Below are 11,421 nucleotides of genomic sequence, written 5' to 3'. Positions count from 1 at the left end.
ACCACCTCCGAGGCCGAGGGCACCAGGAACACATCGGCATAGGTCAGGTCGGTGGACGGATCATTGATGAATCGCATGGCTTCCAATCTGGGGGGCGGACCCGCTGGGCCGCCGCAGTATTCTCCGGCCCGGATCCACGTTTTATACTTTTCGGTCAATATAACGGAGGGAAGAAAATTCTATTCCCATTGACGAAGCCGACCGGATGTTCCACTGGGGCCGGTCCGGCCCGCGCCCGGCCGATCACCCCAGCCTCACCGATCACCCCAACCTCACCGATCGGGTTGTAGCCGCCGGCGGATTAGTCGTCACTGCGGGCCGGTACTCCCGCCAGGAGCAGGGCCTGAACGGCGCGGAGCTCCTCGTCCGAGGGTACGCGCTTCGGTTGCTGCTCGAGGTGGTAACCGTCCCCGGCCCTGCGCGGGAACACATGCAGGTGCGTGTGGAGGACAGTCTGGCCCGCCGCCTGCCCGTTGGACATCAGCAGGTTGAACCCCTCGAAGCGCGGCAGGGTGTGTGAGAGGTTGTGGGCGACATCGTGGGCAAGATCGGCTACCGCCGTCCGGTCCTCGGCCGGCATGTCGAGGAAGTTCTCCGAATGGTGCTTCGGTATCACCAGCGTATGGCCGTCGCTGATGGGGTGCCTGTCCAGGAAGGCAAGCGCCCGCGGATTCTCACCGACCACCAAGGCGTCGAGCCGGCCCTCGCCAATGGCGCAGAAAACGCATTCCTCGCTCATAGAACCCGAGGGTAGACCTCCAAGTGCCGCCCGGCCAGAACCTGGGGCATGCCTGCTCCGGCCGAAGGCCATGGGGACGCCGGCGGGTGGGCCGTGCGCCCCCATGGCTCCTCCCGATCAGGCCAGGGAATCGGCCACGAGGTTGGTCAGGTCCACCATCCGGTTGGAGAAGCCCCACTCGTTGTCGTACCAGGCAACAACCTTCACCTGGTTGCCGATGACTTTGGTGAGCCCGGCGTCGAAGATCGATGAGGAGGGATTTCCCACGATGTCCGAGGAGACGATCGGATCGTCGGTGTACGTCAGATAACCCTTTACCGGGCCCGACTCGGCAGCAGCCTTGTAGGCCGCGTTGACCTCCTCGGCCGTGACTTCGCGGCTGATCGTCGCGGTGAGGTCCGTGGCGGAGCCAACCGGTACGGGGACGCGCATCGCGTAGCCGTCGATCTTGCCCTTGAGTTCGGGCATGACGACGCCGATGGCCTTCGCCGCGCCGGTGGAGGTCGGGACGATGTTGATGGCCGCGGCGCGTGCCCGCCGAAGATCCCGGTGCGGTCCGTCCTGCAGGTTCTGGTCCGCGGTGTAGGCGTGGATCGTGGTCATCAGCGCTTTTTCAATCCCGAACGCCTCGTGCAGGACGCGGGCCAGGGTGCCCACCGAGTTCGTTGTGCAGGAAGCGTTGGAAAGAATGTGGTGCTTGGCCGGATCGTAGTCGCCTTCGTTGACTCCCAGCAGCAGGGTCACGTCCTCATCGGTTGCGGGAGCGGAGATGATGACCTTCTTCGCGCCGGCGGTCAGGTGCTTCCCGGCGTCCGCGCCCTTGGTGAAGAAGCCGGTCGATTCGATCACAATATCGACCTCCAGCTCTGCCCAGGGCAGTGCCGCCGGATCTTTCTCCGCGAAGGTGCGCACGGTGTGCCCGCCGACGATGAGATTGCCGCCGCTCACCTCCACTGGGACGGGCAGTTTGCCGACGACGGAGTCGTAGCGCAGGAGATGGGCCAGCGTCTCGGCGTCGGTGAGGTCATTGACGGCCACGATCTCGAAGGAGGCGTCCTGTTCGAGGGCGGCCCTGAAATAGCTGCGTCCGATGCGTCCGAATCCATTGATCGCTACACGGGTGGTCATTGTGGTTCTCCTTAGGAGATGGGGGATATTGATCGGCGCCCCACCCCATCGGTGAAGCGTCAGTGAAGGTGCGCTAGCGTGCGGCCGCTGTCCAACGGAAACCGTGGACGTTATAGGTGCCTTGTCCCCTCAGGAAAGGATCGCATGTCCGCCGTCCCTGGCGAAGGGGCCAGCGGCCCGCGCGAACCCGGGGTCGGCAGGCATCCCTGGGCACGGGTGAAAGCGAAAACGCCAATGGCTCCACCCCGAGGGGAGGAGCCAACGGCGCAGGTACCTAGGAGACGGTGACGGCTGAGGCGTTGACGACCGGGAAGTCGATGTCGACGTCGGCGGCCCTGTTGAAGAAGTTGGTGAAAACGTTCAGGGCGATGTTGGCCACGACCTCGCCCATCTCCTCATCCGAAACTCCAGCGGTCCGGAGGTCGGCAATGTCCTGCTCGGACACGGATCCGCGGCTCTCGAGAACTGCGGCGGCGAACTTGAGGATGGCGTCGGACTTGGCATCATCCGCGGTGCCGCGGCGTGCATCCAGGACATCCTGCTCGGTGAGTCCTACCCGGGGTGCGGTGAAGGTGTGGGCCGAGAGGCAGTAGTCGCACCCGTTGGCCTGCGCGAGGTTGAGGGCCAGGCGCTCCTGGGTCTTGCGGCCGAGGACGCCGCCGGCCAAGGCGCCGGACAGTGCCAGGTACCCCTTCAGGGTCGCCGGGCTGTTCGCCATGGCCTTGGTCATGTTCGGGACAGCACCCATCCCCTTTTTCACCTGGGCCAGGAGCTCCTGTGCGGTGCCTGAGGCTTCGTCCAGTTCAATGAGCGGCATGCGGGTCATGGTTCCTCCAGATTTGTAACGCTAGAACTTGTTTCTTGGCGTGAGAACGATCCTACCCTTAATTCTCACGTAAACAAATCGGCTTGAGCGTTAGAACCGGAGCCCGATCCGTCCTGCCGCTGCATCTGGTGCGAAGCGTCCGGCAGGAGCCGGCTGGGCACCGTGGCATGGTGAAGGACCGCGCGGTCACCTGGGACCTGCGGTTGAGCCGGCGGGTGGCGCCGTGGGTTGTTCTTTTCCGGACCGGGCCGGGTCGATGATGCGGCAGGCGGGCCCTTAGGCCGGCACATCCCCCAGTACGGGGAGAACCTTGATCGAGGTCAACGCGATGGCCGTGAGTTCGGTCCGGCTGACGCCGGCGCTGCCCAGGACCTCCATGCCGCGGGTCAGGGCCACAAAGAAGGAGGCCAGCGCTGACGCATCGGCGGCCGGGTCGAGCTCTCCGCCGTCCTGTGCGTCGATAACGCACTGGCGGTAAATCTGCTCGAGATCGTGGAAGCCCTGGAGGGCGGCCTGGGCGACGTCTGGGTCACGATCCCCCAATTCCACCGTGGCTTTGGTGAAGAGAATGCCCTTGTCGCCGTCGCTGAGGGTGATTGCCAGTTTGATCAGGTGGCCGCGGATCCGCTCCAGCGGCGTGGCCGACTCGTCGCCGAGTTCCGCATCGAGGGCCGCGACGGCGTCCGCGGTGTCGGAGTTCAGTGCCCGCAGGAACAGTTCCCGCTTGCCGCCGAACGCGTTGTACAGGCTCTGTTTCCCCAGGCCGGTTGCCCCGACCAGGTCCTCGAGGGTCGTGCCTCCGTAGCCGTGGTCGGAGAAGGCCTTGCCCGCGGAGTGGACGACATCGGTTTCGAGGAATTTGCGCGGTCTGCCCATGGAGTGAGCCTACCGTTTATTGACCGGTCGGCCCAGTATAGGGCCGTAGATCCTGGCCGGTGGACGGAGGATTGGGGCCTGCGCTGCTGGATCACCCGCCGACGGCAGGACCGTTTCAGCGGTCTTAAACCAATGCCATCCCGCGCTGTCTCTTGCGTCATGGCTGGAGAAGGACTCAAATGGTGCGATGAGCGAAAAAACCGGCACCGCCACACCCAGTGAGCACATCGGCCTGAAGCGGGCCATCGGTGCCCCGCTGCTGTTCGCGTTCATCGTGGGGGATACCCTCGGGGCGGGCATCTACACCCTCGTGGGATCCATGTCGGCCGATGTCGGGGGCGTCATCTGGCTGCCGCTGCTCATCGCGCTGGTCGTGGCGCTCCTCACCGCGGGGACCTATGCGGAGCTCATCACCAAGTACCCGCACGCCGGCGGAGCCGCGCGGTACGCCGAGCGCGCCTTCAAGGTCCCCTATGTGTCGTTCCTCGTCGGGTTCCTGATGATGGCCTCGGGCATCACCACGGCTGCGGCCCTGGCGAACGCCTTCGCCGGTGACTATCTGGCCGCGCTCATCGACGTGCCGGCCGGCCCGGCGGCCGTCGTCTTCATCATCCTGCTGACGCTGATCAACCTCCGTGGCGTCCGGGAATCCCTCGGCGCCAATCTCATTGCCTCGATCATCGAGGTGACCGGCCTCGTGCTCGTCATTGTGGTTGCCGCCATCGTGCTCGGCAGCGGCAACGGGGAACCGGGCCGGCTGGTCGAATTCGCTCCGGGCGTGTCCCCGCTGGGCGGTGCCTTCGCGGCATCCGTCATCGCGTTCTTCTCCTTCCTTGGCTTCGAGGCGGCCGCCAACATGGCGGAGGAGGTGCGCAACCCCTCCAAGGCCTACCCGCGGGCCCTCTTCGGGGCCATCGGCACCGCGGCCGTCGTCTACCTCCTGATCGCACTCGGCGCGGTGATCGTCCTGCCTCCGGCCGAACTGGCCGAATCCACCGGCCCGCTGCTCGACGTGGTGCGGGCCAGCGGCGTGGGAATCCCACTCTGGCTGTTCAGCCTGATCGCTTTGGTCGCCATCGCCAACGGCACCCTGCTGTTCATGGTCATGGCCAGCCGTGTCGGCTACGGCCTCTCGGAAGCGAAACTTCTTCCCGATGCGTTCTGCCGGGTGCTGCCGAAGCGGCGCACGCCCTTTGTCTCGATCATCGTCGTCGCAGTTCTGACGATCATTTTGACTCTTGTCGGCAACGTCAACTCACTGGCCGAGACGACCGTCCTGCTGCTGCTCCTGGTGTTCCTCTCGGCCAACGTCAGCGTGCTCGTCCTCAAGAAGGACAAGGTGGAGCACGAGCACTTCTCGGTTCCCCGGATTGTGCCGATCCTCGCGATGATCGCCAGTGTTGTGCTGCTGGCCCAGCAGTCCGGGGTGATCTGGCTCGGTGCCATCGCCTACATTGTGGTCGGTTCGCTGCTGTACCTTGTCGCCCGCGCGGGCCGCAAGCGAGAGGAGCGCGTCTCGACCTCGGTCTAGCGCCGCCCACCCCGGCACGGGTCCGCCGCAGAGACGAACAACCGGATTCCGGTACGTCCCACCATGCCGCTCGACGGTCGCACCTTTACCTGTGCTGTGAGCTGCGCTTTTCGGCGCCCATGCTGATCAGGAATCCGTCGGGGTCTTTGATGCTGGCAACCCGCTCGCCCCACGGCATATCGGCGGGCCCCCTCACCGACTGGCCGCCGGCTCGAAGGGCCTGCTCGTAGGCAGAATCGGCGTCGTCGACGTAGAACCAGAGTGCTATCCGGTCGGCTGCGGCAATGGGTACCTCGTCTGCTGCGATGGCGACGGTGGCTCCCCCGACGCGAAGGGAGACGAAGACGTCGTTTCCATCGGGCCCGGGGTACCCGTACGTGCGTTCGGCGTCGAATGCTGACTCGTAGAAGCTCACGAGTCGCTCAAGGTCCTGGGTTGAAAGGATGGGGAACCCGCCGCGCACCGCCATGCAGAAAGTCTAGGACCCTCCGCCGGGCGGTGGCGATGCCCCCGCCGGCAGGAAATTCAGCGAAGCTCATCTACTTCCGGGTCGATCGGAGCCGGTGATCACCCGGTCGCGGCCGGCAAGCACACCGGTTCCGGCGAGCACCGCCATGACGACCGCGGTGGCCAGGAGCGGAAGCGTCCAGCCTCCGCTCACGTCGCGGAGGCCTCCGAAGATCACCGGGCCCGCCGCTCCCAGACCGTAGCCGAAGGATTGCGCCATGCCGGACAGTGACGCTGCCTGCGGGTAGTTCACGGTGCGGAGGCTGAAGAGGGACAGGGCGATGACGATCAGGCCCCCGCATCCGATAGCCCCCAGAATGACCCACACCAGGATGAGCTCCGGCGCCAGCGCGAGCCCGAGGAAGGTCACGAACATGAGCGCGCTGGTGGTGAAGGCTACGAGCCGTTGATCCGGTCCCCGGTGCAGGATCCGTCCGGTGGCGAGGCTGGCGAACACGCTTACCAGCAGGAAAACGGAAAGGTGGATGCCCGCGGTGGTGGCGGGGACGCCCCGGCTTTGTTCGATAGTGGGCAGCCAGGCCATCAGGATGTAGAAGGCGATCGATTGCAGTCCCATGAAGATCGTCACCTGCCAGCCCAGGGCCGAGGCCCAGGGCGAGCGGAAGGGGGCCTGCGGCGTGGTGGCGTGCGCGGTGCCTGCCCCGTGCCGGCGCAGCCAGGGCAGTAGCACCGCCAAGGCGATGAGGGCCAGCCCCACCCAGATTCCGAGGGCAAGCCGCCACCCCGCCGGGGATGTCTGCGCCACGGGAACGACGACGGCGGCCCCGACCGCGGCGAAGGCGGCCTGGGTGGCGGTGTAGCTCCCGGTGACCTGGCTGACCCTCCGTGGGAAGTCCCGCTTCACGAGCGAGGGCACGAGGACATTGAGGAACGCGATGGCCAGGCCGATCAGGGCAGTGCCCGCCCAGATGAAGCCGGGCACGGCGAGGGAGCGGAGCACGATGCCCGCGGCGAGGATCAGCAGCGACATCCACAGCGCCCGGTCCAGGCCCAGCCGGGAGGCGAAGCCGGGTGCCACGGGTGAGAAGACGGCGAAAGCGATCAGGGGAAGGCCTGTCAGGAAACCCGCTGCGGCACTCGAGAGCTCGAGGTCTGAACTGATGTTCGCGAGAACCGGTCCCACGCTGACGAAGGACACCCGAAGGTTGACTGCGATGAGCAGAACGCCGATGAAGGCGAAGCCGAATCTGGCCGTGCGGTCTGGTGCGTTCCGGGCGGCAGCGGGCATCGGGTGATCTTCCATCCTTCGGGAGACGACGAGCGCTCGTGCGCCATGCAATCGCGTCTTTGCCGGGTCCGGATTGGCTCAGGCCGGGCTTTCAAACTGCCGACAACTTACCGCATCTCGAGGTGCAAAGCACCGAATCCTGCGCTCGCCAAAGGACGGTTGCCCTCCTCCTCGGACATGTTTAGGGGTGGGCGCGCCGTGAGGCAGTGCCCGGCCGCGCCTGCCTTGAGCGTCGGCTAGACTCCTGAACCGGGCTGCCTCCGCAGGATGCTCAATCCGAAGTAATGCGTTGGTGCGATCATCCCGGCCCTTAGGCGAACTGGTTCAGCGAGGAGCGGTTGAAGATGAGGATGACGGTTGTCGGCGGAGGCTCGACCTACACGCCCGAACTGATCGACGGCATATCGCGGCTTCGAGACTCGCTGTCGATCGACGAAGTGGTGCTGACCGACCCCGCCGCCGAGCGGCTGGAACTGGTGGCCGGTCTGGCCCGACGGATTCTCGCTCGAGGGGGCCACCCTGCCAGGGTGATCGCGACCACCGACCTCGATGCCGCCGTGACGGATTCCGACGTGGTCCTGATCCAGCTGCGCGTTGGAGGGCAGGCGGCCCGGATCGGCGACGAGACCTGGCCGCTCGACTGCGGCTGCCTCGGACAGGAGACCACCGGAGCGGGAGGCCTCGCGAAGGCACTGCGCACGGTTCCTGTGGTGCTCGACGTCGCGGACAGGGTGCGCCGGCTCGCCGCACCGGGTGCATGGATTGTCGATTTCACCAACCCTGTGGGCATCGTGACGCGCGCCCTGCTCGACGCGGGCCACCGCGCCGTCGGCCTCTGCAATGTGGCCATCGGCCTGCAGCGATATTTCGCGCGACTGCTTGAGGTTTCCCCCGAACGCGTCGAGCTGGACCACGTCGGCCTGAACCACCTGACCTGGGAGCGGGCGGTGCGCCTCGACGGCGTGGATCAACTGCCCCTGCTCCTTGACCGTCATGCGGCCGACATCGCAGGGCACCTGCACCTTCCCGAAAGCGTCCTGACCCGTCTGGGGGTCATCCCGTCCTACTACCTCCGCTACTTCTATCAGCATGACGTTGTGGTGGAGGAGCAGCGCGGGGAGCCCTCCCGCGGGCAGCGGGTGGCGGACATTGAAGGGCAGCTCCTGAGGATGTATGCGGACGAGACCCTCGATGAGAAGCCAGCGCTGCTGTCCGAACGCGGTGGCGCGTTCTACTCTGAGGCGGCCATCAACCTGGTCGCCTCACTGATGAGCGACCGCGGCGACGTCCAGGTGGTCAACGTCCGCAATGAGGGAACCTTCCCGTTCCTCCCGGCGGAGGCCGTTATCGAGGTGCCCGGAAGGATCACGTCCGGGGCAGTCGTCCCGGTGAAGGTGGAACCGGTGGATCCGTTGTATTCCGGATTGATTTCCCACGTGTCGGCCTACGAGGAACTGGCGCTCAACGCTGCTCTGCGGGGCGGGCGGGACCGTGTCTTCCGCGCCCTGCTCGCCCACCCCCTCGTGGGGCAGATCGACCTCGCCGACCAGCTGACCGACCGGTTGCTCAGCGCGAACCGGCAGCACCTGGCATGGGCACGATGAACGCGGCAGTGCTGGCCATCGACGGCGGCAACAGCAAGACGGATGTCGCGCTGGTCGCTTCCTCCGGGGAGGTTCTCGCGCACGTGCGGGGGCCCGGATCCTCACCACACTCCCTGGGGATCGACGGCTGCGCCGATCTCCTCGACGGACTCGTCGCACGTGCCGCTGCCCAGGCGGGGTTCGAAGGTGCCGTGGGGGTGGCAGATTCCGCCGGTGCCTATCTCGCCGGAGCAGACCTGCCGGGCGAAACGGCAGAGCTGACGAAGGCGCTGGCGGCTAGGGGCTGGGCTCGCGAGACCGTCGTGGACAACGACACGTTCGCACTCCTGCGTGCCGGCACCGATGACCGTGACGCGGTGGCCGTGGTCTGTGGGGCAGGAATCAACTGTGTCGGTGTGACGCGGGCCGGTAGGCAGGCGCGCTTCCCCTCCCTCGGACGGATTTCCGGTGACTGGGGCGGCGGGATGCAGCTGGGCGACGAAGCCCTGTGGTGGGCGGCGCGGGCGATCGACGGCAGGGGAGAGTCCACCTCACTGGTTCACCTCATCACCGAACGGTTCCGGGCTGGCTCGCTCGAGGACGTGATCGAGGCCCTTCACTATGGCCGGCTGGACCCCGCAGAGCTGAGGACGCTGGCGCCGGTGGTGCTACGGGCGGCCTCTGACGGGGACGCGGTCGCCGTGCGTATTGTCGAGCGGCAGGCGGAGGAAGTGGTTGTCCTCGTCCTTGCCGCGCTGCGGCGGCTGGAGCTGCTGGAGAAGCCCACCACCGTGGTCCTCGGAGGAGGGGTGCTCACCAGCGAGAATGATTTCCTTCATTCCGAGATCCGCCGTGGTCTTCGGGGCGCCGCACCGTTGGCCGCCGCGCACACCACCGGATCGGCGCCGATTGTGGGCGCCGCCCTTTTGGGGCTGGATCGCCTCGGGGCTAGCCGGGAAAGCGAGAGCCGTCTGCGGGCATCCTTCGCGCAGATTCTGTCTGAAACGGACCCACGTGGACCTGTCGGATCTTATCGTCACGCTTAAGGACGTCGCACGGCTCTGACCCCCCGCGGGCAGCGCCGGATTCCCTCAGGCGTGTCGACGCCGACCAATTCCGGGACGTCGTTACCGCAGGAAGCGGAGGTACTCCAGCTGGGCTGCCACCGAACTCTCGGCCGCCCGCCGCACCGAGGGATCCGCATCGGCGTAGACGACGTCAGCGACCTCCCGTACTCCGGCATCCGGCCCTAGCCCGGTGATCGCGGAGCGAATCTGCGCGAGGCGGTCCAGGCGGTGCGCGCGGTACGCCCGCACGATGGCGTCGAGTGCCGGCAGGACCGGGCCGTGGGCTGGCAGCACAGTGGCCGGTCCGAGAAGTTCAAGCCGGTTAAGTGAGCGAAGGTAGTCGCCGAGGCGACCATCGGGATGGTCGAGCATCGTTGTTCCGCGGCCCAGAATGGTGTCGCCGGTGAGGGCCGATCCGGCCGGGCCGTCCAAAGGGAGGTGGAAGCAGACCGAGTCGGAGGTGTGCCCTGGCGTTGCCACCACTCGAATCTCGGTTCCGGCGGCCGAGAGGACCTCGCCGTCCTGCAATGACTGGTCACCGATGCAATGCTGCGGGTCGGCAGCCCGGACCGGAGCGCCCGTCAGTTCGTGCAGGCGCGCGGCCCCGGCGGTGTGGTCGGCGTGGCGGTGGGTGATCAGGATCAGTTCCACGGGACCGCTCGCTAGGTTCCGCAGGTGCTGCTCGTCCAGCGGCCCGGGATCCACCACCACCGCTCCCGAGCGACCTCCCGCGCCTATCACGTACGAATTGGTGCCCTCGAGGCTCATCGGTCCGGGGTTGGGTGCCAGGCTCGAGCGGGTCAGGGCGGTGCGGCGGATCAGCGGGGAGGAACTTTCGGCGTCCATCGTCCCATCCTCGCATCACCGGCCGCCGCGCCAGGGCGGCCTTATCGATGCAGGACGATGGCAAGCTGCCGCCGGATATCCTTCATCACCCCTTCGACGCCCAGGGGGGCGTTGGTGCCGACCGCCATGCTGAAAAAGAGGACCGAGGATATGGTCCGCGCGACCGTCGCGGCATCCTCTCCTTCGAACCGCCCGTCCCGTTGGACCGCTGCGGTGAGGATCTTTTCACTCTCCGCGATGATGGTCAGGGCGTCGCCGTGGTTCGGTTCGCTGGGGTCCCCGAAGATCATTTCGCGCAGGTACGTGCGGCCGTTTCCGGGGTGGGCGCGGTTGCACTCCACGATGGGGCGCACGATGGCAAGAGCGGCCTCCAACACGTTCGGGGCGGCCTCGGCGCCCGCCCGGCCCCGCTCGAGCGCTGCCCCGTAGGTGGCGTTCTCCACCAGCAGCAGGAGTTCTCCCTTGTTCCTGGCGTAGAGGAAGAGGGTTCCCGTACCGATATCGGCCTTATCGGCGATCTGCTGGGTCGTGACATCGTCCACCCCGTGCTGGGCGAACAGCTCGCTGGCGGCGGCGACGATGCGTTCCAGCTTCGCCTGTTTGTTTCGTTCGCGCCGGCCCAGCGGCTGAGAGGCAGCAGTCATGACGGACCCTCCCCGATAGTTTCTGAGTGTGCTCGGTTTTGAGCATAGTCCCACTCATGCCGGATGCAGGCACCAGAGGTCCGTTTCCATCACCGGAGGGATCACGACTGTGCAGGTCGATCGCTTTTCGTATGGACGGGGGGTGAACCTCCAGTCTCTCGGATAAGCCCGGGAATAGTTTATGAGCGCACTCGGTTATGAGTGCAGTCGCAAAATACGGACTGCCTGCATCGTCGGAAACCGGCGCTGGGCAACCCCAAGGCGCCGACCCGCCACCCAACGTGCACCACCCATTCCAACCAGTCAGGAACAGCACCATGGATTACAAGCTCGAACTCATCATTCTTTCCGTCGCCGATGTGGAGCGCGCCAAGGCGTTCTACGACAAGTTGGACTGGCGCCTCGACGTCGACATCCAGGGCGAG

Annotated in this window: 11 protein-coding genes; 3 read left to right on the top strand and 8 right to left on the bottom strand. The window is 66.3% G+C overall.

Features of this window, described 5'->3' with window-relative positions:
• Positions 1–301: 301 nt before the first annotated feature.
• The 4 genes from I6N91_RS16745 to I6N91_RS16730 form a co-directional block, all read right to left on the bottom strand.
• Positions 302–739 (bottom strand): HIT family protein, encoded by a 438-nt coding sequence (locus tag I6N91_RS16745; RefSeq protein WP_198814431.1) that lies wholly within the window; start codon positions 737–739, stop codon positions 302–304.
• A gap of 117 nt (positions 740–856) precedes the next feature.
• Positions 857–1,867: a type I glyceraldehyde-3-phosphate dehydrogenase gene (gene gap, locus I6N91_RS16740; protein ID WP_198814429.1), complete on the bottom strand. Its 1,011-nt coding sequence runs from the start codon at positions 1,865–1,867 to the stop codon at positions 857–859.
• A 274-nt stretch (positions 1,868–2,141) separates the two neighbouring features.
• Positions 2,142–2,693, bottom strand: coding sequence for a carboxymuconolactone decarboxylase family protein (locus I6N91_RS16735; protein WP_198814428.1), 552 nt, complete (start codon positions 2,691–2,693; stop codon positions 2,142–2,144).
• A gap of 276 nt (positions 2,694–2,969) precedes the next feature.
• Positions 2,970–3,569, bottom strand: a complete 600-nt coding sequence (locus tag I6N91_RS16730) for a TetR/AcrR family transcriptional regulator (protein ID WP_198814427.1) — start codon at positions 3,567–3,569, stop codon at positions 2,970–2,972.
• 187 nt (positions 3,570–3,756) lie between these two features.
• On the opposite strand from I6N91_RS16730, the gene I6N91_RS16725 reads away from it, so the two are divergent.
• Positions 3,757–5,100, top strand: coding sequence for an APC family permease (locus I6N91_RS16725; protein ID WP_198814426.1), 1,344 nt, complete (start codon positions 3,757–3,759; stop codon positions 5,098–5,100).
• Positions 5,101–5,185: 85 nt separating this feature from the next.
• Here the strand turns inward: I6N91_RS16725 and I6N91_RS16720 are convergent, their stop codons facing one another.
• Positions 5,186–5,569, bottom strand: a complete 384-nt coding sequence (locus tag I6N91_RS16720) for a glyoxalase/bleomycin resistance/extradiol dioxygenase family protein (RefSeq protein WP_198814425.1) — start codon at positions 5,567–5,569, stop codon at positions 5,186–5,188.
• A 66-nt stretch (positions 5,570–5,635) separates the two neighbouring features.
• Positions 5,636–6,856 carry an MFS transporter gene (locus I6N91_RS16715; protein WP_198814424.1) on the bottom strand — a complete coding sequence of 407 codons (1,221 nt, stop codon included), beginning with the start codon at positions 6,854–6,856 and terminating at the stop codon, positions 5,636–5,638.
• 344 nt (positions 6,857–7,200) lie between these two features.
• Between I6N91_RS16715 and I6N91_RS16710 the strand changes: the two genes are divergently transcribed.
• A complete protein-coding gene (locus I6N91_RS16710; protein ID WP_198814422.1) occupies positions 7,201–8,460 on the top strand; it encodes a 6-phospho-beta-glucosidase in 1,260 nt (419 codons plus the stop codon).
• A complete protein-coding gene (locus tag I6N91_RS16705) occupies positions 8,448–9,485 on the top strand; it encodes an N-acetylglucosamine kinase (RefSeq protein ID WP_198814420.1) in 1,038 nt (345 codons plus the stop codon). The genes I6N91_RS16710 and I6N91_RS16705 overlap by 13 nt, the downstream gene beginning before the upstream one ends.
• A gap of 81 nt (positions 9,486–9,566) precedes the next feature.
• On the opposite strand, the gene I6N91_RS16700 is transcribed toward I6N91_RS16705, so the two are convergent.
• Both I6N91_RS16700 and I6N91_RS16695 read right to left on the bottom strand, forming a co-directional pair.
• Positions 9,567–10,352, bottom strand: coding sequence for an MBL fold metallo-hydrolase (locus I6N91_RS16700; RefSeq protein ID WP_198814418.1), 786 nt, complete (start codon positions 10,350–10,352; stop codon positions 9,567–9,569).
• A 41-nt stretch (positions 10,353–10,393) separates the two neighbouring features.
• Entirely contained in the window at positions 10,394–10,996 is a 603-nt protein-coding gene (locus tag I6N91_RS16695) for a TetR/AcrR family transcriptional regulator (RefSeq protein WP_198814416.1), read from the bottom strand.
• Positions 10,997–11,421: the final 425 nt, after the last annotated feature.

This window comes from Arthrobacter sp. MSA 4-2 (genome assembly GCF_016405885.1).
GTDB lineage: Bacteria > Actinomycetota > Actinomycetes > Actinomycetales > Micrococcaceae > Arthrobacter_D.
The sequence above is the reverse complement of the archived record's forward strand: the minus strand, read 5'-3'. Positions and strand labels throughout refer to the sequence as shown.